Origin of the sequence: Streptomyces sp. NPDC048483, assembly GCF_040651455.1 — a bacterium.
Taxonomy (GTDB): Bacteria; Actinomycetota; Actinomycetes; order Streptomycetales; family Streptomycetaceae; genus Streptomyces.
This window is the reverse complement of sequence record NZ_JBEZJZ010000131.1, coordinates 1-22,197: the sequence shown is the minus strand read 5'-3', so window position 1 is coordinate 22,197 and position 22,197 is coordinate 1. Positions and strand designations below refer to the sequence as shown.

Below are 22,197 nucleotides of genomic sequence, written 5' to 3'. Positions count from 1 at the left end.
GGCGGTGCCGCTGCGCGGGGCTGTTCGGCTGCGGCGCCGGGCCTCCGGACTTCGTCCTGCGGCCCGGCACCTCCCCGTTGGGGGTGGGGAAGACCGGTGGGGGTGTACGTACGTGGTCGGGTGCAGGAAGTGGACCCAGTCATGGGGCACTGGGCACACGACGCTCGCCCCCACCGGCCCTTTCCACCCACCCACGGGAGGGGACGGACCGTAGCGGCGAAGCCGTGCAGGGCCGTCACCGCACCCGACAAACCCACGCCCGCCGCAGGCGAAACGGCGAAACACCCCCACGGCGGGACGGCCAAAAACGTGGGGCTCAGGCCAAGCGCAGCGGACGGGCCGCGTACCGTTGCAAGAAGAGGGCCTCCGCGAGCGACAGCCGCTGCAGTTCCTGGGGCGAGACGCTCTCGTTGACCGCGTGGATCTGCGCTTCCGGCTCGCTCAGCCCGATCAGCAGGATCTCCGCGTCCGGGTACAGGCCGGCCAGTGTGTTGCACAGCGGGATCGAGCCGCCCATGCCGGACGTCTGCATCTCCTCACCGTCGTACGCCTCCCGCAGCGCGGCAGCCATCGACGTGTACGCCGGGCTGCTGGTGTCCGCCCGGAACGGCTGGCCCTGCCCGATCTGCTCCACCGCGACCCGCGCGCCCCACGGAGCGGCGCTCTCCAGGTGGGTGGCCAGCAGCTTCGTCGCGTCTGCCGCGTCCGTGCCCGGCGGCACCCGCAGGCTCACCAGCGCCCGCGCGCCCGCCTGTACGGACGCGGTCGCGCCGATCACCGGCGGGCAGTCGATCCCGAGGACGGTGACGGCCGGCCGGGCCCAGATCCGGTCCGCGACCGTCCCGTTGCCGATCAGCCCGACGCCGTCCAGCACCCCGGCGTCCTTACGGAATTCCTCCTCCGCATACTGCAGGCCTTCCCAGGTGGCGTCCGCGGCCAGCCCATTGACCGTCGTCGAACCGTCCTCGGCCCGCAGCGAGTCCAGGATCCGGATCAGCGCGGCCAGTGCGTCGGGCGCCGCGCCGCCGAACAGCCCGGAGTGCAGATTGCCCTCCAGCGCATCGACCTGCACCCGCACCAGCGTCATCCCGCGCAGCGTCGCGGTCACCGTCGGCAGCCCGATCCGGAAATTCCCCGTGTCGCCGATGACGATGGCGTCGGCGGCCAGCAGCTCCGGGTGCGCCTCGGCGTACCGCTCCAGCCCGCCCGTGCCCTGCTCCTCGGAACCCTCCACGATGACCTTGACGTTGACCGGTATGCCGCCGTGCTCCTTCAGCGCACGCAGCGCCGTCAGATGCATGATCAGGCCGCCCTTGCAGTCCGCGGCGCCGCGCCCGTACCAGCGGCCGTCGCGCTCGGTCAGCTCGAACGGCGGCGAGGTCCAGGCGGCCTCGTCCAGTGGCGGCTGCACGTCGTAGTGCGCGTAGAGCAGGACGGTCGGCGCACCGGCCGGACCGGGCAGGAAGCCGTATACGGACTGGGTGCCGTCCGGGGTGTCCAGCAGCGCCACGTCCTGGAACCCGTCCGCCCGCAGCGCATCGACGATCCAGCCGGCGGCCGCCTCGCACTCGCTCTTGGGGAACTGCGCCGGGTCCGCGACCGACTTGAAGGCCACCAGCTCGGCGAGTTCGGTGCGGGCACGGGGCTGCAGCGCGGCGACGGTGTGGGCAAGCGGGCTGCCGGACCTTGCAGGCCTGTCGGACATGGAACGCTCCTTGTGGGCGCGACGTTGAGTACGTGGGCCGTCCGTCTTTGTGAGCCGTACGGGCCGGACGTACGGGGATTCAGTGCCACCGATCTTCCCACAGGCCGCGCGCGAAACACCGGCCCGTAGGATGCGGGCGGTACGCGCAGCCAGGTATCGAACGGGAGCGAACGCACAGGTGAGCAGCGAGCACGCAGCCGAGGACAACCAGCAGGTGTGGGACGTCGTGGTGGTGGGCGCGGGGCCCGCGGGCGCCTCGGCCGCGCATGCCGCGGCCTGTACGGGACGCCGCGTGCTGCTCCTGGAGAAAGCCGAACTGCCCCGGTACAAAACCTGTGGCGGCGGCATCATCGGCCCCTCGCGCGACTCCCTGCCGCCCGGCTTCGAGCTGCCGCTGCGCGACCGGGTGCATGCGGTGACGTTCTCGATGAACGGCAAGATGACCCGCACCCGCCGCTCCAAGCACATGCTCTTCGGGCTCATCAACCGCCCCGAGTTCGATGCCGGGCTGGTCGAGTCCGCGAAGGACGCGGGCGCCCGGGTCCGTACGGGCGTCACGGTCGCGCGGGTGGAACAGCACGGCGCCGAGGTCCCCGACCGCCGGACCGTCGCGGTGGTGCTGTCCGACGGCGAGGTCGTGCTGGCGCGGGCCGTGGTCGGCGCCGACGGCAGCGCGGGCCGGATAGGAGCGCATGTCGGGGTGAAGATGGACCAGGTCGACCTCGGGCTGGAGGCGGAAATTCCGGTGCCCGGGACGGTCGCCGAGGACTGGGCGGGCCGGGTGCTCATCGACTGGGGCCCGATGCCCGGCAGCTACGGCTGGGTCTTTCCCAAGGGCGACACCCTCACCGTGGGCGTCATCTCCGCCCGCGGCGAGGGCGCGGCAACCAAGCGCTATCTGGAGGACTTCATCGGCCGCCTGGGCCTCGCCGGTTTCGAGCCGAGCATCTCGTCCGGGCATCTGACGCGCTGCCGCGCCGATGACTCACCGCTGTCCCGCGGCCGGGTGCTGGTGTGCGGTGACGCGGCGGGGCTGCTGGAGCCGTGGACGCGGGAGGGCATCTCCTTCGCGCTGCGGTCCGGGCGGCTGGCGGGGGAGTGGGCGGTGCGCGTCTCCGAGGCGCATGACGCGGTCGACGCCCGCCGCCAGGCGCTCAACTACGCGTTCGCCATCAAGGCGGGCCTCGGTGTGGAGATGGGCGTGGGCCGTCGGATGCTCGGCGTCTTCGCGCGGCGTCCGGGCATGTTGCATGCGGTCATTACGGGCTTCCGGCCGGCGTGGCATGTGTTTGCGAAGATCACTCGCGGGACGACGACGCTGGGGGAGATGGTCCGTACGCATCCGATGGCGCGACGGGCGCTGGATGCGTTCGACCGCGCCGAGGCGCGCCGGGGCGAGTGACCGGCGCGGGGACCGCCGGCCGGTTGGCCTGCCGGCGGTCGGCGGGCGGCCGGGCCGGTTGCGTCCGGTTGGCGTCCGGTACTCGGGCGCCGTGGTCAGTCGCCGTGCACAGGCTGCGTGGTCGGGCGCTGTGCTCAGGATTCGGCGATCCGGAAGACGGGGTGGCGCGGGGCCGCGGCCAGTAGCTCGGCGTCGCTCGAGTCGGCGGTGATCTCCCCGAAGTACGCCTTCACCTCCCAGCCCCAGCGCCGGAGATAGGCGCGCAGCAGCGCCGCGGTCTCGGCGGGCGGCACCTCGACGGCCGTGAACGGGCGGGTACGGCGGCCGATGCGCAATTCGCCGCCGCCCGCCGCGCGCATATTGCGTACCCACTCCGAGTGGCCGCGCGCCGAGACGAGATAGCGGCCGTCCTCGTACGTCATCGGGTTGACGGGGACGCGCCGCCATTCCCCGCTCTTACGGCCGCGGACGGCGAGGTCCGCCGATCCCGCGAGGCTGACACCGCGGCGGGCGAGCCAGCCGATGATGCCGTTGAGGCGGACGGTGAAGCGGCCGGGCTTGAGGTAGTGGGACATGGGTGGGCCTCCGGTTTCGGTTGTGACGGCAGGGGGTGTTCGGCGCATGTCGAGGAGTGCCGTGCGGTGCCGTGCAGTGCCGTGCTGTGCAGGACTGCGCCGAGAGCGCATCCCCTGTTCGATTCGAGAGCACTGCTCTCCCTTGTGAGCAGTGTGCACGAGAGCGTCGCCCTCATGCAAGAGCACTGCTCTCATTTTGGTGCACCGCTCCGAAACGTGTCAGACTGCCTCCATGACTGCGATCCGAGGTGCCAGGGAACGGGCCCGTAGCGAAATCACCGTGGCCATCAAGGACGAGGCCCGCAGACAGCTCGCCGCCGAGGGTGCCGCCAAGCTCTCGCTGCGCGCCGTCGCCCGCGAACTCGGCATGGTCTCCTCGGCGCTCTACCGCTACTTCCCCAGCCGCGACGAGCTGCTGACCGCGCTGATCGTCGACGCCTACAACGCCGTCGGAGAGGCCGCGGAAGGCGCCCGCGACACCTTGACCGGCCCCGATGCCAAGCGCCCCGTCGCCCGCTGGAGTGCCGTCTGCGCCGCCGTACGCACCTGGGCGCTGGCCCACCCGCACGAGTACGCGCTGATCTACGGCTCCCCGGTGCCCGGCTACACCGCACCCCGCACCACCGCCGAGCCCGCCGCCCGCGTCGGCCTCGCGCTGATCGGCGTGGTTCGCGAGGCGCATGCCGCGGGTGTGCTGAAGGAGCCCGCCGAGCCGCTGCCCGACGCGGTGGTCGGCGATGCGCTCACTCTTGGCGCGGAGCTGGGCGTCGAGCTGCCCGGTCCGGTGCTGGCGCGGCTCGTCGGCGCCTGGGCGCAGCTGTTCGGCCTGGTGAGTTTCGAGGTCTTCGGCCAGTTCAACCGGGTGATCGAGGCCCGTACCGCATTCTTCGAGCAGGCCGTCCTCCAGCTGGCCCGCAGCGTCGGTCTGACCACGCCCCGCTAGCCCCCGGCTCCTACGACCCCACCGGCTACTCCCGTGGGAGTACCGCCGGGCACTGCCCCGGGCTGACGCCGCCGGGCCGGGCCGCGGTCTAGCGTTACGGGCATGGAGAACGCACGGCCGCCGTGGGCGCGGCGCTGCCTCGGGCCGGTGTGGGAGCGATGGTCGCCGGTGCGCGCGGAGCCGAGGAGCTGGGCAGGGGTCCGGTTGCCCTGGGCCTCGACGGTCGCGGTGACGGTGTTCGTCATGGTCGGCTCCGGCTTTGCGGCGCACACCCAACCCGAGCGGGTGCCGCTGGACGCATTCGCGCGGGCGCTGCTGGTGTTCGGCGGCGCCCTGCTGCTCTTCCGGCACCGTTACCCGCGTACCGTCGCCCTCGCCACGTCCGCCTCCGCCGCGGTGTACTTCGCGGCCGGATACCCGTACGGGCCGATCTTTCTCACCCTCGCGCTGGGCGCCTTCGGGGCGATTCTCGCCGGGCACCGCATCACCGCGTGGTGCGCGCTCGGGGGCCTGTGGGCGAGTCATGTTCTCGTCGGCCACTGGCTCTACCGGTGGCTGCCGCCGCGCGACGGGCCCGCCCCGTGGGGGGACGCGCTGTTCGTGGCTGTCTGGGTGGTGGCCGTCGTCGCCGTATCGGAGCTGGTGCGGGTGCGCCGCGAGCAGCTCGCCAGGGTGCGTGCCGAACGGGCCGCCGCCGAGCGGCGCCGGGCGGACGAGGAACGGCTGCGGATCGCCCGGGAGCTGCATGACGTCCTCGCGCACAGCATCTCCGTCATCAACGTCCAGGCGGGCGTGGGTCTTGCCCTGCTGGACAGCGACCCCGAGCAGGCGCGTAAGGCGCTGACCACCATCAAGGCCGCGAGCAAGGAAGCGCTCGGCGAGGTACGGCAGGTCCTGGACACCCTGCGCACCCGTGGGGACGCCCCGCGCTCCCCGGCTCCGGGGCTGGACCGGCTGCCCGAACTCACCGAACAGGCCAAGGGCGCGGGGCTCGCCGTGGACGTCACCACCGCGGGCACCCGCGTCGCACTGCCGCCCGGCGCGGATCTCGCCGCCTTCCGTATCGTCCAGGAGGCGCTCACCAACATCGTGCGCCACTCCGGTTCGCGCACCGCCCGGGTCCTGCTCCGGTACGCCCCCGGCGCGTTGGAGGTCCAGGTCGACGACGACGGCCCGGCGACCGCCGCCGCCGGGGAGCCGGCCGGCGGCGGCAACGGCCTGGTCGGGATGCGGGAGCGGGCCGCGGCCCTCGGCGGCACCGTCGAGGCGGGCCCGCGCCCGGACGGCGGCTTCCGGGTCCGGGCCCGCATTCCACTGGCGGTTTCGAACGGCCCGGCCGCTGCCACGCATACGGAGGCGGACAGGGGTACGGATACGGTGCCGCCGACCGCCACCGAGGAGGAGTCGTGATCCGGGTACTGCTCGCCGACGACCAGCTGCTGGTCCGCGCCGGTTTCAAGGTGCTGCTGGACGCCCAGCCGGACATCGAGGTGGTCGGCGAGGCGTCCGACGGGCAGCAAGCGCTGGAGGCGGTCCGCCGGCACCTGCCGGACGTCGTGCTGATGGACATCCGGATGCCCGTACTGGACGGCCTGGTGGCGACCCGCCGGATCACCGAGGACCCGCAGCTGTCCGGCGTCAAGGTCGTCATGCTGACCACCTTCGAGCTGGACGAGTACGTCTTCGAGGCGATCCGCTCCGGTGCCGCCGGCTTCCTCGTCAAGGACACCGAACCGGAGGAGCTGCTACGGGCCGTGCGGGCGGTCGTCGACGGCGATGCGCTGCTCTCGCCCGGTGTCACCCGTCGCCTCATCGCCGAATTCGCGGCCCGCTCCAAGGAACCGGCCGCGGCCGATGCGCTGTCCCAACTGACCGAGCGGGAGCGCGAGGTGATGGCGCTGGTCGGCATCGGTCTCTCCAACGAGGAGATCGCCCGCCGCCTGGTCGTCAGCCCGCTGACCGCCAAGACCCATGTCAGCCGCACCATGGTCAAACTGGGCGCCCGGGACCGCGCCCAACTGGTCGTGCTGGCCTATGAGTCGGGGTTGGTGCGCCCCGGCTGGCTGGGCTGAATCCAGACGATGTCCCGGCCGCCCGGCCGCCTGCCCGCCCGGCCGCCCGGCCCGCCCGGCCGCCCGGCCCGCCGGGTCCGGCCGGCGCCGTAGCCCCGCACGACCCGGTCGGCGGCGGGCGTGATGACGCTGGGCACCCTGGCGAGTCGGGCCGTCAACTGGCCGCGGCTGCAACGGAATCCGGGGATGCTGCTGCAGCCGGTCGGCCTGTTGCCATCACGCTCTTCGGGCCCCTCGGGCTCTTCGTCCCGAGCTGCGCGATACCGCTGCCCGGACCGCTCAGGTCCCCAGGAGACGCCCCGCCGTTCAGACGGCGCCTGCCTCCCGCCACAGCGCTGTCAGCGCGTCGTCGCCGGTAACCGTCAGCTTGTCGAACGGCAGGCGGCCCCACAGTGCGAGGTAGAGCTCCTCGGCCGGTCCCTCGATGGTGCAGTCCACCGGGGCCTCCTGCTCTTGCCGTATGTGCTCGGGGGCCGACCCGGTCGTCCGGACGGTGCGCGGCGGCGCGCTGGAGAGATGCATGGTCCAGTCGGCATCGACCGTGTCCGTGGCGCGGACCCGTAGCGTCTTGGGCACGGCCGTACGCACCTGGCTGTGATCCTGGCCGTGGAATCCTGCCAGGAGTTCATCGATGCCGTCGGCGGCGAAGGCGGCCGGCAGGGGAGTGAGCGCCATTCCCGCGGCCTGCTGGGCGTCCGCGCGGTGGATCGAGGTCTCATGGGCCTGCCGTCGCGCCCAGAAGGCCAGCGGGGACGGCGCGGGCAGGAAGGTCCAGGTCTCCAGATCCTGCGGGGCGGTGTGCAGCGCCACCACCAGGCGGTGATGACCCTCGCGCAGCCAGGGCACGAGTTGCCAGTCGGTCAGGTCCGGGGCGGCGGGGAACTCGCCCGGCCGCTCGGTGGGCTGCGTCACCAGGTCCGTCACCCAGCGGTGCACCCGCCCGACGTGGGTGACCAGATCCCGTATCTTCCACTTGGGGCAGGAGGGAACCTGGGTGTCGGGGCGGGCCTGCTCCGCGGCGTCGGCAAGCAGTCCGCCGTCCAGCCGCAGTGCTGCGACGAACTCAGTGATCTCCATACCGGCGAGTGTGCCAGCCGCCTCTGACAATGGCTCGGCCCGGTCGTCGTCCATGCCCACCGCGTGCCCCGGGGCCCGCTCCCGTATCACCCCCGCCCGCCGTGATGCGCCCCGCGCGTCCCGTACGCGATGGCCACCGCGACCGCCGCGAGCAGGGCGACCGTCGTCAGCGCGAGGGGCAGCGTGAACGCCTCGGCCAGGAAGCCGATGGCGGGCGGGCCCAGCAGCATGCCGCCGTAGCCGATGGTGGAGGCCGCGGCGACACCGCCGGGACCGCCGGCCTCGCCGGCGCGGGCGATGGCGACGGGGAAGATGTTGGCGAGCCCGAGACCGGCCACCGCGAAGCCGAGGCAGGCCGCCCACGCGGTGGGTGCCAGGGCGCCGAGCAGCATGCCGGCGGTCGCCGTCGCACCGCCCGCGATCAGTGCGCGGGCCGGCCCGAAGCGCTGCACCACGGCAGTGCCCGACAGCCGCCCGGCGGTCATCGCCAGCGCGAACACCGCGTATCCGGCGGCGGCGAGGCCGGGCCCCGCGGCCAGGTCCTGGGAGAGGTGCAGCGCGCCCCAGTCGGCCATTGCGCCCTCTCCGTAGGCGGTGCAGAGCGCGATGAGGCCGAAGATGAAGACGAGGCGGCCGGGGCGGCGCGGCCCGGTACGGCCCTCGGACGCGGGCATCCGCTCCGGTACGGAGGGTGCGGGGTGTGCGAGCAGTGAGCGTCCCGCGAGGGCCGCCACCAGGAGGCCGGTCGCGGCGAGCAGCGAGAGGTGCACGGTGGGGGACAGACCGCCGGCGAGCAGCCCGCCGAGCCCCGCGCCGAGCATCCCGCCGAGGCTGAAGGCGGCGTGGAAGCTCGGCATCACCGGGCGCCGCAGGGCGCCGATCAGGTCGACGGCGGCGCTGTTCATCGCGACGTTGAGCGAGCCGTACGCGGCGCCGAAGACCAGCAGGACCAGGCCCAGCGCGGTCGCCGAGTGGGTGAGCGGAGGCAGCACGATGCTCAGCGACATCGCGACGCCGGAGGCAACCGTCACGGCGTGGCTGCCGAACCGCCGGCACAGCCGTCCGGTGATCATCATGAACGCGACGGCGCCCGCCGACACGCCGAGCAGGGCGAGCCCGAGGGTGCCCGCGCCGGCGCCTGTCTGCGCCTTGATCGCGGGGATGCGGACGACCCATCCGGCGAACAGGAAGCCGTCCATGGCGAAGAATGCAGTGATCGCCAGGCGGAGCCGGACCAGTTGTGGGTCGGTGGAAGAATGGGAGAGGGAGCGCGTCCTACGGTTTCCGGCCCCCGTAAGGGCCGCCCGTATTTTGTTTAGCGTCGGCACAAAGTCAGAATAGAGGCGTGACCCAGACTCGGACAACCAGGTTGGAGCGGGGCCGTGGCGCCCTCGGACCCGCACTGGAGCTCGTACACACCGGACGCGCACCCACCCGCGCCGTCCTGACCTCGGAACTCGGCGTGACGCGCGCGACCGCGGGCGCGGTGGCGGCCGAGCTCGAAGCGCTCGGCCTGATCACCGTCGACTCCCGGCCGACCGCCTCCGCCGGGTCCCAAGGGCGCCCCTCCCACCGGCTGTTCGTCGCAGAACGCGGCCCTGTCGTGCTCGCCGCACAGATCCACGCCGACGGCTTCCGTGTCGCCCTGGTCGGCCTCGGCGGCCGCATCGTGGCGACCGCCGCCGGCTGCGGCACGATCCCCGCCGACCCGGCCCATGTCCTCGCCGAGGCCGTCGCGGCCGGCTCCGCCCTGCTGCGCGAGTCCGGCCGTCGCTGCCTCGGCGCCGGCCTCGCGGTGCCCTCCGCCGTCGCGGAACCGGACGGCGAGGCCCTCAACCCGCTGCACCTCGCCTGGCCCGCGGGCGCCCCCGTACGTGCACTGTTCCTCCGCGCGCTCGCCGACGCCGGCATCCCCGGAGTCACCGAAGAGATCGGCTTCACCGGCAACGACGTCAACCTCGGGGCGCTCGCCGAACACCGGCACGGCGCCGGCCGGGGCGCCCGCGACCTGCTCTGTGTGGCCTCCGGCCACCGGGGCGTCGGCGGGGCCCTGGTGCTCGACGGCCGCCTGCACAGCGGCAGTTCGGGCCTCGCCCTCGAGGTCGGCCATCTCACCGTCAATCCCGAGGGCGCGCCCTGCCACTGCGGCGGCCGCGGCTGTCTGGACGTCGAGGCGGACCCGCTCGCCTTCCTCGGCGCCGCCGGCCGTGAACCGGGCCCCGAGGGTTCGCTGCTCCACCAGGCCGCCGACCTGCTGCGGAACGACTACGCCGACCCGGGTGTCCGCGCCGCGGCCGACCTCCTCATCGACCGCCTCGGCCTCGGCATCGCCGGACTCGTCAACATCCTCAACCCCGACCGCATCATCCTCGGCGGCCTGCACCGCGCCCTGGTGGAGGCCGACCCGGAACGGCTGCGCGCGGTGGTCGCCGACCGCAGCCTGTGGGGCCGCAGCGGCGGCGTGCCGATCCTGCCGTGCAGCCTTGACCACAACAGCCTGGTCGGCGCGGCGGAGCTGGCCTGGCAGCCGGTGCTGGACGATCCGCTGGTGGTCGTCGAGCGGTAGCGGGCCCAGGGCCCCGAGCGCGCCGGCGGGCCCGGCGGCCCCTGGGCCCGGTCGCCTGGAGGGTCCGGCCGCCTGGAGGGGCCAGGACCTGGAGGGGCTACGGGGCCGCCTCTAGGCTTCCGCCATGATTCCCGAAGCGCTCGCCCGCAGCCCGTACGTCAGCCTCGTCACCCACCGCAGGAACGGCACCCCGGTGGCCACCCCCGTATGGGCGGTGGCCGAGGGGGACGCACTCCTGGTGTGGACGCGGGACGACAGCTGGAAGGTGAAGCGGCTGCGCAACGATGCGAGGGTGACCGTCACCCCGTGCGATGTACGCGGCCGCCTCACCGAGGGCGCGCCCACCATGGAAGGCACCGCCCGGCTCCTGGAGGGGCCCGGGGAGCTCCTCCGGGTACGCAGGGCGATGGCCGGCAAATACGGCCTGCGGTTCCGGTTGATGGACACCGGTGGCGCGCTGCTGCGCCGGGGCAAGCGGCCGCATGTGGGAATCGCCGTCACCCTGTGACGGGAATGCCCGTCATCCTGCGACGCGATGTGGCCGTCATCCTGCGACGCAATGGGCCGTCACCCTGTGACGGGACGGGAGCGCCCCAGGTCGGCGGCGAAGGCGCGGGCCGGGTTGGCCGTCAGGAACTGCGTCACCAGGCCTTCCCCCAGGGCGAGCGCGAGCCGCTCCCGGTGGCGGCGCAGCAGATACGGCATGCCGGGGCTGCCGTTGACCGACCGGGCGCCGGCCGTCGTGGTGTCGCCGCCGAGCAGAATCCGGTCGCCGAAGCCCGCCCCGGCGAGCGCGGCCAGCGCATCGGGCAGCCGCCAGTCCGTCGCGTGATGCGCCCGTGAGGGGCCGTCAAAGGCCAGATACGCACCCGCCTCGGCGGCCATCCGGTGCACGACGAGGTCCGGCGCGCGGTTGAGATGGCCGAGGACCACCCGGTCCGGCGCGACCCCCAACTCGCCGCAGAGCAGATCGAGGACGTCCAGCGCGCCGGTGCCCAGCTCCAGGTGAATGCCGATGGCCACCCCGGTGGCGCGCTGGGCCTCGGCGGCCGCGGTCATGGTGTACCGGGCGTGCCGGTCCAGCCCGTGGAACCCCCCGGCCACCTTGATCATTCCGGCGCGTACACCGGTGCCGCCGATCCCCTCTGTGAGCTCGGAGACAAACACCCCGGCGAGATCGGCCCGGACCCGCTCCAGCACCTCCGGCGCGTAGTGCACCGCCTGGTGCAGCCCGGTGGCGGCGACGATCCGCACCCCCGACTCCCTTGCCAGCCGAGGCAGTTCGGCGGCACCCCGGCCCATGCCGTACGGCGTCCACTGGATCACCGCCGCGCCGCCTGCCGTACGGAAGGCGGCCAGCTCGGCGGCCGCGGCCCCGGCGTCGGCCAGCTCCTGGCCCGGCAGCTGGGGGCTGCGCAGGAAGAGGTGGTCGTGGGCGTCGCAGACGCCGAGGTCGGCGGGGGCGATGTCGCCGAGGACCGTACGGATGACGGGGCCGGCGGGGGCGACAGGGTCGGCGGGGGCGACAAGGGCGGCGGGCAGGTCGCCCTCGGACACGTTCACCACTGCTGCCCCGCCCCCAGCGCGTCAACGCCCGGCGCGGACAGGTGCAGCACCTGATAGCGGTCGCCGGCGCCCTCCGGGACGGCGTCCGTCCAGAGGGTGAAGTGGACCAGCTCCCAGTGGCGGGGATCGAGCGCCAGAGAGGTGGCGTACACGCCCTCCGTAGCGGCCAACTCCTCATGTTCGGCCACCGCGTTGGCGATGACGGTCGCCGGATCGGCACCCTCGGGGACGGTCTCGGTACGGCGCGAGAAAGCCCCCGGCAGGCGGCCCGCGTCCGGCCCCGGCCGGTGGAACAGCCCCTGCCAGTGCCGGACGGCCGGCCGCCCGAAGTCGCGGATCACCCCGCGGAATCCGTCGCCCAGGAGAAAGCCGCTCATGGCCTCCGGGTCGGCCCAGAGATAGAACGGCGCGTACTGATTGACCGGCGATCCGTCGACCCCGCGCTCCCGGATGCCGTACGCCTTCAGGCCGAGCCCCGGGAAGCCGTCCAGGAGGTGGCCCTTGGACTTCACGCGGTGCCGGATGATCTGCATGTCGTAGTCGGCGGGGAGGGTGATCGCGTACTGCATGGCGTGCATCGGAGGGCTCCGTACGGGGGAGGGGAGTGCATTTCGGGTGCGGCGACGCGCCGGGTGCGGTGATGTGCCGGCCGGGTGGGGTTACACGCTCGGGTAGTCGTCCGTGCCGACGAGCTCCGCCCACTCGATGGTCGTGCCGTCGGCCGCGGCTTCGACGGTGGCCAGGTGCGTCATGAAGCTGTCCGGCGCCGCGCCGTGCCAGTGCCGCTCGCCCGGCGCGATCCATACCGTGTCCCCTGCGCGGATCGGCTCGACGGGTCCGCCCGCGCGCTGCACCAGCCCGGCGCCCTCGGTGACATGCAGGACCTGGCCGTGCGGATGGGTGTGCCAGGCGGTGTGCGCGCCGGGGGCGAAGTGGACGCTGAACATCCGCAGACGGGAGGGGGCGGGCGGGGCGGCGATCTCGTCGAGCCAGACGCTGCCGGTGAACTGCTCGGCGGGGCCCGGCCGGCTGGCGGGGCGCTGTCGGGTGATCTCCATGGAGGCGCGAACTCCTAGTGGTCGGTGTCGGTGTCGGTGACTGTGCCGGTGTTCGCGCCGGTGTCGGCGTGGGGCGTGACCTGCGCCGCGAGCAGCGACAGGACGCCTCGTACGGCGGCATCGAACGGCGCGGTGTCATCTGCCGCCCGTGCGAGGACGTATCCGCCCTGGACGACGGCCGCGACGGTCGCCGCGGTGTCCGCCGGGTCCAGGCCGGCGGCGAGCTCGCCGCGCCGCTGTCCCTCGGCGAGCACCTCGGTGATCCGGCCCTGCAGCCAGCCGAACATCTCGTCCAGCGGCTGCCGCAGCTCCGGGTCCTGCACCACATCGCGGTCCTGCGTCATCCGGCCGATGGGGCAGCCGCGCAGCACCCGCCGTTCGCGCAGCAGATAGCCGGCGACCCGGTCGTACGCCGTACCCGGCCCCGCCAGGCACGCCTCGGCGGTCTCCGTCATGCCTTCCGCGGTGCGCCGGATCGCCGCCAGCGCCAGTTCCGACTTGCCCGCGAAGTGGTGGTACATGCTGCCCTGTCCGACGCCCGCGCGGTCCAGGATCGCCTTGGGGCTGGTGCCGACATAGCCGCGCTCCCACAGGAGTTCCTGGGTGCTGCGTACCAGTCGTTCCCGGGTGCCGGGGGTGGGTTCCCGCGTAGTGCTCATGATCGCACTGTACATACTAGTAGTTACAGAATTCAAGCGCGGCCGCCGTAGAGCCGCCACCGCAGCGCGAGCCGTCGCCGAACGCCGGGCCGGAGCAGCGCCGCCCGTCCCGCGTACTCCCCCCGTCGTACGTGGAAAGCCGCTGGCCGTACGACGACTGACGGCGCCCGGAAGACGAGTCTCGGAGGTGACATCGACACCCGTCCCACCGAGGAGCTGAGTACCGTGTTCGAGCTGGCGAACCCCTGGTCCGGAGGTGGCCCCGGCCCCTGGATCCTCTTTGTTCCGGTCATCTGGGCGCTGGCCGTCTTCGGCGTGGTGACCCTGCTGCGCCGCACCGTCTGGCGGCACGGCGGACCGGGCCGGCCGTTCCGCGGCCCGCAGTCCGCCGCCCGTACCGACGCGCCCACGCCCATCGCCGTCCTCGGCCGCCGCTTCGCCGCCGGCGAGATCGACGAGGAGGAGTACTGGCGCCGGCTGTCCGTCTTGGAGGAGCACTTCGGCACCGGCCCCAAGGGAGGCACGGCATGACCGCCACCCGCCCCCGCCTCACCGCACCCGCCGCGGCCCGCGTCATCGACGCGGTCAAGATCTACGGATCCGGCGACGCGCAGGTACGGGCCCTGGACGGGGTCAGCGTCGACTTCCCGGCCGGCCGCTTCACCGCGATCATGGGCCCCTCGGGTTCCGGCAAATCCACGCTGCTGCATATCGCGGCCGGCCTGGACAGCCTCACGTCCGGGTCGGCCCTCGTGGCCGGCACGGATCTGACCACCCTCGACGACCGCCGGCTCACCCTGCTGCGTAGGGACCGCATCGGCTTTGTCTTCCAGGCCTTCAATCTGCTGCCCACGCTCACCGTTGCCGAGAACATCACCCTCCCGCTGGACCTGGCGGGCAAGAAGGCCGACACCGAATGGATCGAAGGACTCGTTGCCGTCGTCGGACTCCAGGACCGGCTGGACCACCGGCCGAGCGAGCTCTCCGGGGGCCAGCAGCAGCGAGTAGCGGTGGCCCGTGCCCTCGCCGGCCGCCCCGAGGTCGTCTTCGCGGACGAGCCGACCGGCAACCTGGACTCCCGCTCCGGCGAGGAGGTGCTCGGGCTGCTGGGCCGGGCCGTACGGACCATGGGCCGCACCGTCGTCATGGTCACCCACGACCCGGTGGCCGCCGCCCACGCCGACGAGGTCGTCTTCCTGGCCGACGGGCGGCTGGTGGACCGGATGGCCGAGCCGACCGCCGAGCGCGTCCTGGACCGCATTAAGGCGTTCGACCTCACATCCCGTGAGGGGGCCCTGTCATGACCGGCCTGCCCGCGCCCCTGAGCCTCGCCGGCTCCGCCCTCCGCGCCCACAAACGCCGCTTCGCCGGCACCTTCTTCGCCGTACTGCTCGGCGTCGCCTTCCTCAGCGGCACCCTCGTCATGGGCGACACCCTGCGTGCAAGCTTCGACACCATGTTCGGCAACGCCACCCGCGGCACCGCGGCCGTGGTGCGCAGCGCCGATGTCGTCACTGCCCCCGGCGCGGGCCAGGGCACCCGTCAGCCCGTCAGTACGTCGCTGGTCACGGCCGTCGAAAAGGTGCCGGGCGTGGCCGCCGCGGTGCCCGCCATCCAGGGTGAGGCGCGGCTGACCGGCAAGAACGGCAAGGTGGTCGGCGCCGCCCAGGGACCGCCGTCGCGCGGCGGCAACTGGATCACCGACCCGCAGCTGAACCCCTATCAACTCGCCGAAGGCCACGCCCCCGACGCCCCCGGCCAGGCGGTCATCAACCGCGGTGCGGCCAAGGCCGGCGGCCTGCGGATCGGCGACCGCACCGTACTGCGCACACCCGACCCCGTCACCGTCACCGTCGTCGGCATCGCGACCTTCGGCGGCGAGGACGGTATGGGCCAGAGCACCTATACGGCGCTGACGCAGTCCGACGCCGAGAAGTACTTCACCCCGAGGCCGGGGCGGGCCGCGAGCATCCAGGTCCGCGCCGCCTCCGGTGTCTCCCAACAGGAGCTCGTCGACGCGATCCGGCCCTCTCTGCCCAAGGGCGTGGAGGCCGTCACCGGCGAGCAGTTCACCGACGAGAGCAGTGCCGTCGCCGGCGGATTCCTGACCCTCTTCACCACGCTGCTGCTGGTGTTCGCGGGAATTTCCCTGCTGGTTGCGACGTTCTCCATCCACAACACCTTCGCCATCGTCGTCGCCCAGCGCACCCGCGAGAACGCCCTGCTGCGCACCCTCGGAGCGTCCCGGCGGCAGATCGTCGGGGCGACCCTGACCGAGGCCGCGGCCGTTGCGCTCGCCGCCTCCGCCGTCGGGCTGCTCGCCGGCGTCGGCATCGCGGCCGGACTCCAGGCCCTCTTCCCGGCGATCGGCTTCCCGTTCCCCGGCGGCCCGCTGGTCATCGGCGCCGTATCGCTGGTGCTGCCGGTCGTCGTCGGCGTCGTGGTGTGCCTCGGCTCCGCGCTGCTGCCCGCCCAACGCGCCGGGCGCACCGCCCCGATGGCCGCCCTCCGCGACACCGCCGTGGACGCCTCGGGCGCCTCCCGCGGGCGTGCCGTGACCGGCGCGGCCCTGGGCGCGATCGGCCTCGCGCTGACCGTCTACGGCGCCGCCGGCACCCCGAACACCGTCCTCACCGGTATCGGCGCGCTCCTCACCCTCGTCGCCTTCGTCGCCCTCGGTCCGGTCGCCGCCACCGTCGCCGTACGGGCGCTGGGCGGTCCGCTCGCCCGGCTGCGCGGCGTCACCGGGGCGCTCGCCCGGCGCAATGCGCTGCGGTCGTCCCAACGGACCGCGGCCACCGCCACCGCCCTGATGATCGGCGTCGCCGTGGTCTGCCTCTTCACGATCTTCGGTGCCTCCCTCAAGGCGGGCGCGGACCGTTCGGTCTCGCAGGCGTTCGCCGGCGACATCGCGGTCGGCACCACGTCGTACGGGCCCGGTGGCAGCGGCATCAGCCCCCGGCTCGCCCCGGCGCTGGACCGGTTGCCCCAGGTGGACGCCGCCCTCGGCCTCGGCAAGGGCGTGGCCGAGGTGGACGGCGCCGGCCGCCAGTTGACCATCACCGATCCGGGCGCACTCACCAAGGTCCTCGATCTGGGCGCCGTACAGGGCTCCCTCAACGGGCTCGGCCGCACCGGCCTGGCCGTCGCCAAGGAGGAGGCCGCCAAGAAAGGCTGGCACATCGGCAGCACCGCCGAGCTGACCTTCGCCGACGGCGACCGCGCGCACTTCACCGTACGTGCCGTCTACGCACAGGCCGACCTCACCGGCGACTACGTCATCTCCCGCCAGGCCTGGCAGCCGCACCGTATCCAGGACTCCGACAACCTGGTCGCGGTCTCCCTGCGGCACGGCGTCGGCACCGCCGACGGCAAGGCCGCGGTGGCGCACACCGCCGCCGCATACGGCAGTCCGCCGGTGCAGACCCGCGCCGAGTACGCCGCCACCGCCGCGAACGGCGTCGACACCTTCCTGACCCTCGTCTACGCCCTGCTCGCCCTGGCCGTGGTGATCGCCCTGCTCGGCATCGCCAACACCCTCACCCTGGCGCTGCACGAACGCACCCGCGAACTGGGCCTGCTGCGGGCCGTCGGCCAGACCCGGGCACAGCTGCGCGCCATGGTGCGCTGGGAATCGGTTCTGGTGGCCGCCTTCGGGACGGCCGGCGGGCTGGCGCTCGGCGCGTTCCTGGGCTGGGCGCTGGTACGGGCCGCCGACAGCGCGGGCAGCAGCGTGTTCACGGTGCCGGCAGGGCAGTTGGCGGCGGTCGCACTGATCGGGACGGCCGCGGGGGCGGTGGCCGGGCTGCGGCCGGCGCGCCGGGCCGCACGGCTGGATGTGCTGCGGGCGATCGCCACCGAGTAGCGCCGCACCGTGGCCGGAAAGCGACGTCAGCCGACCTTCGTGCCCCCGGTGCGGGGGAGGGGGTCGGCCGCCGCCGCAGGAGCGGTGTCCAGCTGGGCCGGATCCAGCGGTACGGGCTCCCAGCGTGCGGGCATCGCGCGCGGGGCGGGCCGGGCAGGCGCGGAGGTGAGGGCGGGGAGCGTGAACCAGACAACCTTCCCCCTGCCGTCCGTGTCCGGATGCATCCCCCAGCTCTCGCTGAGCGCCGCGATCAGCGCCAGACCGCGGCCGCAGGTCTCCCAGGTATCGGCGTCCCGGATCCGCGGCAGCCGCGGGTCCAGATCGTGCACCGAGACCGTCAACTGATCGAGCAGTGCGTACAGTTCGACCGTGCACTGCTTGCTCGGACGGGCGTGCCGGTGGACGTTGGCGAGCAGTTCGGTCACCCCCAGGGCCGCCGGATCTATCAAGGCGTCCAGATGCCAGCAGCGCAATTGCGCCGAGACGATCCTGCGCACATGTCCGATACGGGCCGGAAGGGCCTGGAGCTCCACCGTGCAATGTCTGCTGGGCTGCCTGATCACGACCGCGACTCCCTGATGAGGCCGGGCGCCCCCCGAACACGGCAGGGGCGAAGATCGGATCCAGCGATGCCGGCTGCACGACGATGCCGACCGCATCACAGCGTCACCGCTGGTGAACCCTCAGTGATACGAGTCCCAGGGTCGGGCAGCCGGTGCGGTCCCGCAACCGCACGTCCCCGGCCCTCACCGGCTGTCCCGGGCGGGTCAGGTGCGTGGCGTACGAGCCGCCTGTACAGCCTTCAGGAAGCGGTCCGGGGCCCCCAGCGTGAGCGAATAGCGATGGCCGTTGAGGGTGGCGAGCGCCCGGTCCCGCGCCGCGAACAGCGGTTTATGAGCCTGCACGGCCTGTAGCGGGGCGCTGTCTATCTCCGTGCCGTAGCTCGTCAGCAGCGCCAGTCGGCCGTCTCTGATGACGATCTGTCCGGCGCGGGTCAGGGACCGCAGCCATCGCTCGATCCGTACGCCGGTCGCGTTGAATTCCGGCTCCGCCATGGCCACCACCTCCTCGGTGCATCGGGCAGGTGCCCTTCACCGCCCCTTCAGGAAGTTTGCCCGCACGGCGCCCCGTACACCAGTGCCCCCGGTCTCCGGCGGCCGCAACGCCCCACTCCCAGGCCTTCCTTGGGGTCTCTCAAAGTGATGTTTATGCAGGTGAGAAGCGTGCGGCGGGTGGTTATAGTCGGGATCGGCCCGGCGTTGTGCGCGGGCGTCCAAAACCTGAGGAGTGCGCCGGTGAGTACCGCACAGCAGCCCCAGAGCCAGCCGGACCGCGAGATACGCGAGACCGTGGCCGCGGCCCCGATGGCGACCATCGACGTCGACCGTACGGATCCGGACTACCGCGAATGGCTGAAAGAGGCCGTCCGCAAGGTCCAGGCGGACGCCAACCGCACCGCCGACACCCACCTCCTGCGCTTCCCCCTGCCCGAGGAGTGGGGCATCGACCTCTACCTCAAGGACGAGTCGACGCACCCCACCGGCAGCCTCAAGCACCGTCTTGCCCGCTCACTGTTCCTCTACGGGCTGTGCAACGGCTGGATCCGCCCCGGCAAGCCCGTCATCGAGTCCTCCAGCGGCTCCACGGCCGTCTCCGAGGCATACTTCGCCTCGCTGATCGGGGTGCCGTTCATCGCCGTCATGCCGGCCACCACCAGCCGGGAGAAGACCCGTCTGATCGAGTTCCACGGCGGCAGCTGCCATCTGGTCCAGGACCCGCGGACCGTCTACGAGGTCTCCGCCCGGCTCGCCGCCGAGTCCGGCGGCCACTACATGGACCAGTTCACCTACGCCGAACGGGCGACCGACTGGCGCGGCAACAACAACATCGCCGAGTCCATCTACCAGCAGCTGCGGCTGGAGCGCTACCCCGAGCCAGCCTGGATCGTCGCCACGGCCGGCACCGGCGGCACCTCCGCCACCATCGCCCGCTATGTCCACTACATGCAGTACGACACCCGCGTCTGCGTCCCCGACCCGGAGAACTCCTGCTTCTTCGACGGCTGGCGCACCGGCGACGCCAAGACCGACTGCGCCACCGCCTCCCGCATCGAGGGCATCGGCCGTCCCCGGATGGAGCCGAGCTTCGTCCCCGGTGCGATCGACCGGATGATGAAGGTCCCCGACGCGGCCAGCGTCGCCGCCGTACGTGCCCTGGAGACGGCGATCGGCCGCAAGGCGGGCGGCTCGACCGGCACCGGACTGTGGAGCTCGCTGAAGATCGTCTCGGAGATGGTCGCCGAGGGCCGCACAGGATCCGTGGTCACCCTGCTCTGCGACCACGGAGACCGCTACCTCGACAAGTACTACTCCGACGACTGGCTGGCTGCCCAGGGCCTGGACATCGCGCCGTACACCCGCACCATCGAGACCTTCCTGACCAACGGCACCTGGACGGGCTGAGGCCCGACGGGGCCGGCCGGGCCTTACCCCCTGCCCCCTCGGCGGTGTGTCGGCGACCAGGGTCGATCGCGGTCGAGCGGGCGGTGGGGTGGGGGATCGTGGTGTGCCGAGGGGATCGTGGTGGTGGGCCACGGGGAGCACAGTGGTGTGCCGCGGGGATGGTGGTGGCCCACCGGAACCGGGTGGCCCACCGGAATCGTGGTGCCCCACCGGAATCGTGGTGCCCCACGGGAATACCGTCCCGGGTTCGCCGTGTTGTGGCCCGCAGGGGGCGCCCGTATCCCCTAAGGGATGTGTTCGGCCAGCCCCTAGGTCTCGCCCGTTGGGGTGGTGGCGAGCCGGCGGTCCAGGGCTCGTACGGACTTCCGGAAGGCGCGTCCCAGGCCCGGCCGGGCCAGCGTCATCACCAGCCGGAGCGGCGCCGGGCCGTCGGCCGCGAACGTCCACCGCAGCCGCGTACCGCCGCCCGCCGGAGTCAGCCGCCAGTCCTCCAACAGGGCCCGCAGGCCTGGGGCGTTGGTGGTGTCGACCCGGTAGGCGTAGCGCTCGTCCGGCTCCGCCGCCAGAACCGTCTCGGTGAACCGCGTACCGCCCGTCAGCCGCACCTCGCGGCCCCTGCCGCCGTCCGTGGCCGCCGCCTGAGAGACGCCGGTGAACCAGCTCGACCAGCCCGCCACGTCGTCCGCCAGCGCGGCATACGCCACCTTTGGCGGCGCGGCGACCTCTGCGGCGAACACCAGCCGCAGCGGAGCGGATTCGACGAAGTCGAGCTCGACGGGGCGGAGTCGGCGTGCCATGGGCGAGCACCCCCTACGGGACGGTCGGCGGGCCGGGCTGTCCGGCCCGGAGCCGCACACCATAACTGTCACGCCGTCAGATGTCTGCGGTGCGGGCCGCTTCATGTGTCCCGCTGGACGTGTCCGCTTCGTGTGTGCTGCTTCGTGTGTGCTGCTTCCTCAGATATCCGCGTCGGCCGGCTGTTCGCCCGCCACCAGCAGCTCCGGTGGCAGCTCTGCGAATTCCGCACGTGCCTCGGTGGACAGACCGGCATCCGTCACCAGCACATCCACCTCCTCCAGCGATGCGAACGAACTCAGTCCGACCGTGCCCCACTTGGTGTGGTCGGCCACCACCACCACCCGTCGCGCGGACCGTACGAAATGCCGGTTGGTCTCCGCCTCCGCGAGATTCGGAGTGGACAGGCCGGCCTCCACCGATATGCCGTGCACTCCGAGAAACAACACATCGAAGTGGAGAGACCGGATCGCGGCATCCGCCACCGGGCCCACCAAGGTGTCCGACGGCGTCCGCACCCCGCCCGTCAGCACCACCGTCGCGGCTCCTGCGCGCGGCGCCGCGCCGCCGCTCGCCGCCGCCCGCTGGGCGTTGTAGAACACATCGGCCACCCGTACCGAATTCGTCACCACCGTCAGATCCGGCACCTCGAGCAGCTGCTGTGCCAGCGCGAACGCGGTCGTACCGCCCGCCAGCGCGATCGCACTGCCCGGCGCCGCCATTTCGGCCGCGGCCTTGGCGATGTCCTCCTTGGCGCTCAGCTCCAGCCCCGACTTCGCCTCGAAACCAGGCTCATGCGCACTCGGCTCACTGACCGGCACCGCGCCGCCGTGCACCTTCTCCACCATGCCCTGGCGGGCGAGCGCGTCCAGATCGCGGCGGACCGTCATGTCCGACACGCTGAGCCTGCGGGTGAGCTCATTGACGCGTACCCCGCCCCGCCGCCTGACCTCATCGAGAATCAGGGCACGCCGCTGCTCCGCGAGGAGATTCTGGTTGTCGCTCACCCCGGCCCGTCCCTTCCGCCCGACTCGCTGCCTCGGGTCGTTCTGCGTCTGCTGCCGCTTGCGATCACTGTTTCCTCATCCTCGCATGAGCCACTGACAGCGAGGCCGGGGTGACCTTGGCTGTGGCGGCGGGTTGTGCCCTGCACGTCCGCGCAAACCGCCCGCTGCCGGTGCAATCCGCCTCCGCTCGCGGATTCCGCCTCTGCCCGTGAGAACCATCGCTGCGCGCGCGGACCGCCGGCGCCTGCGCGAACTGCCGCTGTCCGTGCGAGGTGGCCTGGACGGCGCGGGCGCCTCGCGTTTCGGGTGAAACGCCCAGCCGGTTGCTCCCCCGCCCCCGCCCCCTCTCCACCCGGTGTATCTGCGCCAGCGGATAGAGCCGATCACGGCCAGTGTGGAGGCGCTGCTGTCCGGACCCACGGACTGGCTCAGCCAGGTGACGTCG

The 22,197-nt window shown here is 72.8% G+C and carries 22 protein-coding genes; 10 read left to right on the top strand and 12 right to left on the bottom strand.

What is annotated here, in order from left to right:
• Positions 1-316: 316 nt before the first annotated feature.
• Positions 317-1,705 carry a dipeptidase gene (locus AB0D04_RS37635; RefSeq protein ID WP_362711911.1) on the bottom strand — a complete coding sequence of 463 codons (1,389 nt, stop codon included), beginning with the start codon at positions 1,703-1,705 and terminating at the stop codon, positions 317-319.
• A 178-nt stretch (positions 1,706-1,883) separates the two neighbouring features.
• Between AB0D04_RS37635 and AB0D04_RS37630 the strand changes: the two genes are divergently transcribed.
• Complete coding sequence (locus AB0D04_RS37630) at positions 1,884-3,107, top strand: geranylgeranyl reductase family protein (RefSeq protein WP_362711910.1); 1,224 nt, start codon at positions 1,884-1,886, stop codon at positions 3,105-3,107.
• A 134-nt stretch (positions 3,108-3,241) separates the two neighbouring features.
• Here the strand turns inward: AB0D04_RS37630 and AB0D04_RS37625 are convergent, their stop codons facing one another.
• Positions 3,242-3,682: a nitroreductase family deazaflavin-dependent oxidoreductase gene (locus AB0D04_RS37625; protein ID WP_362711909.1), complete on the bottom strand. Its 441-nt coding sequence runs from the start codon at positions 3,680-3,682 to the stop codon at positions 3,242-3,244.
• Between the two features lie 232 nt (positions 3,683-3,914).
• Here AB0D04_RS37625 and AB0D04_RS37620 point away from each other — a divergent pair, with 232 nt between their 5' ends.
• The 3 genes from AB0D04_RS37620 (at position 3,915) to AB0D04_RS37610 (ending at position 6,697) form a co-directional block, all read left to right on the top strand.
• Positions 3,915-4,625 (top strand): TetR/AcrR family transcriptional regulator, encoded by a 711-nt coding sequence (locus AB0D04_RS37620; protein WP_362711908.1) that lies wholly within the window; start codon positions 3,915-3,917, stop codon positions 4,623-4,625.
• Positions 4,626-4,727: 102 nt separating this feature from the next.
• Positions 4,728-6,035 (top strand): sensor histidine kinase, encoded by a 1,308-nt coding sequence (locus tag AB0D04_RS37615; protein ID WP_362711907.1) that lies wholly within the window; start codon positions 4,728-4,730, stop codon positions 6,033-6,035.
• Positions 6,032-6,697, top strand: a complete 666-nt coding sequence (locus AB0D04_RS37610; RefSeq protein WP_362711906.1) for a response regulator transcription factor — start codon at positions 6,032-6,034, stop codon at positions 6,695-6,697. Before AB0D04_RS37615 ends, AB0D04_RS37610 begins: the two co-directional genes overlap by 4 nt.
• Before the next feature lie 306 nt (positions 6,698-7,003).
• Here the strand turns inward: AB0D04_RS37610 and AB0D04_RS37605 are convergent, their stop codons facing one another.
• Positions 7,004-7,774: a maleylpyruvate isomerase family mycothiol-dependent enzyme gene (locus AB0D04_RS37605; RefSeq protein ID WP_362711905.1), complete on the bottom strand. Its 771-nt coding sequence runs from the start codon at positions 7,772-7,774 to the stop codon at positions 7,004-7,006.
• Between the two features lie 86 nt (positions 7,775-7,860).
• Positions 7,861-9,102: an MFS transporter gene (locus tag AB0D04_RS37600; RefSeq protein ID WP_362711904.1), complete on the bottom strand. Its 1,242-nt coding sequence runs from the start codon at positions 9,100-9,102 to the stop codon at positions 7,861-7,863.
• Between the two features lie 17 nt (positions 9,103-9,119).
• Between AB0D04_RS37600 and AB0D04_RS37595 the strand changes: the two genes are divergently transcribed.
• Both AB0D04_RS37595 and AB0D04_RS37590 read left to right on the top strand, forming a co-directional pair.
• Positions 9,120-10,340 carry an ROK family protein gene (locus AB0D04_RS37595; protein ID WP_362711903.1) on the top strand — a complete coding sequence of 407 codons (1,221 nt, stop codon included), beginning with the start codon at positions 9,120-9,122 and terminating at the stop codon, positions 10,338-10,340.
• Between the two features lie 124 nt (positions 10,341-10,464).
• A complete protein-coding gene (locus AB0D04_RS37590) occupies positions 10,465-10,848 on the top strand; it encodes a PPOX class F420-dependent oxidoreductase (protein ID WP_362711902.1) in 384 nt (127 codons plus the stop codon).
• Positions 10,849-10,907: 59 nt separating this feature from the next.
• Here AB0D04_RS37590 and AB0D04_RS37585 read toward each other — a convergent pair whose 3' ends face one another.
• From AB0D04_RS37585 to AB0D04_RS37570, 4 genes are all read right to left on the bottom strand, one after another.
• Positions 10,908-11,828 (bottom strand): phosphotriesterase, encoded by a 921-nt coding sequence (locus AB0D04_RS37585; RefSeq protein WP_362711913.1) that lies wholly within the window; start codon positions 11,826-11,828, stop codon positions 10,908-10,910.
• A gap of 71 nt (positions 11,829-11,899) precedes the next feature.
• Positions 11,900-12,484 carry a DUF4865 family protein gene (locus AB0D04_RS37580; RefSeq protein ID WP_362711901.1) on the bottom strand — a complete coding sequence of 195 codons (585 nt, stop codon included), beginning with the start codon at positions 12,482-12,484 and terminating at the stop codon, positions 11,900-11,902.
• An 81-nt stretch (positions 12,485-12,565) separates the two neighbouring features.
• Positions 12,566-12,964: a cupin domain-containing protein gene (locus AB0D04_RS37575; protein WP_362711900.1), complete on the bottom strand. Its 399-nt coding sequence runs from the start codon at positions 12,962-12,964 to the stop codon at positions 12,566-12,568.
• A 14-nt stretch (positions 12,965-12,978) separates the two neighbouring features.
• The gene (locus tag AB0D04_RS37570; protein WP_362711899.1) at positions 12,979-13,638 is read right to left on the bottom strand and encodes a TetR/AcrR family transcriptional regulator; all 660 of its coding nucleotides are present in this window, start codon (positions 13,636-13,638) and stop codon (positions 12,979-12,981) included.
• Between the two features lie 210 nt (positions 13,639-13,848).
• On the opposite strand from AB0D04_RS37570, the gene AB0D04_RS37565 reads away from it, so the two are divergent.
• The 3 genes from AB0D04_RS37565 to AB0D04_RS37555 are packed head-to-tail and all read left to right on the top strand — an operon-like array spanning position 13,849 to position 17,488.
• On the top strand, positions 13,849-14,154 hold the full coding sequence (locus AB0D04_RS37565; protein WP_362711898.1) for an SHOCT domain-containing protein: 306 nt from the start codon (positions 13,849-13,851) through the stop codon (positions 14,152-14,154).
• The gene (locus AB0D04_RS37560; RefSeq protein WP_362711897.1) at positions 14,151-14,927 is read left to right on the top strand and encodes an ABC transporter ATP-binding protein; all 777 of its coding nucleotides are present in this window, start codon (positions 14,151-14,153) and stop codon (positions 14,925-14,927) included. Before AB0D04_RS37565 ends, AB0D04_RS37560 begins: the two co-directional genes overlap by 4 nt.
• Positions 14,924-17,488 (top strand): FtsX-like permease family protein, encoded by a 2,565-nt coding sequence (locus tag AB0D04_RS37555; RefSeq protein WP_362711896.1) that lies wholly within the window; start codon positions 14,924-14,926, stop codon positions 17,486-17,488. Before AB0D04_RS37560 ends, AB0D04_RS37555 begins: the two co-directional genes overlap by 4 nt.
• A 26-nt stretch (positions 17,489-17,514) precedes the next feature.
• Here the strand turns inward: AB0D04_RS37555 and AB0D04_RS37550 are convergent, their stop codons facing one another.
• Together AB0D04_RS37550 and AB0D04_RS37545 are read right to left on the bottom strand one after the other, a co-directional pair.
• Entirely contained in the window at positions 17,515-18,051 is a 537-nt protein-coding gene (locus tag AB0D04_RS37550) for an ATP-binding protein (RefSeq protein ID WP_362711895.1), read from the bottom strand.
• A gap of 204 nt (positions 18,052-18,255) precedes the next feature.
• Positions 18,256-18,543, bottom strand: a complete 288-nt coding sequence (locus AB0D04_RS37545; RefSeq protein ID WP_362711894.1) for a hypothetical protein — start codon at positions 18,541-18,543, stop codon at positions 18,256-18,258.
• 309 nt (positions 18,544-18,852) lie between these two features.
• On the opposite strand from AB0D04_RS37545, the gene AB0D04_RS37540 reads away from it, so the two are divergent.
• On the top strand, positions 18,853-19,950 hold the full coding sequence (locus AB0D04_RS37540) for a PLP-dependent cysteine synthase family protein (RefSeq protein WP_362711912.1): 1,098 nt from the start codon (positions 18,853-18,855) through the stop codon (positions 19,948-19,950).
• A gap of 308 nt (positions 19,951-20,258) precedes the next feature.
• On the opposite strand, the gene AB0D04_RS37535 is transcribed toward AB0D04_RS37540, so the two are convergent.
• Both AB0D04_RS37535 and AB0D04_RS37530 read right to left on the bottom strand, forming a co-directional pair.
• Complete coding sequence (locus AB0D04_RS37535; protein WP_362711893.1) at positions 20,259-20,747, bottom strand: SRPBCC family protein; 489 nt, start codon at positions 20,745-20,747, stop codon at positions 20,259-20,261.
• Positions 20,748-20,906: 159 nt separating this feature from the next.
• Entirely contained in the window at positions 20,907-21,752 is an 846-nt protein-coding gene (locus AB0D04_RS37530; protein ID WP_362711892.1) for a DeoR/GlpR family DNA-binding transcription regulator, read from the bottom strand.
• Positions 21,753-22,197: the final 445 nt, after the last annotated feature.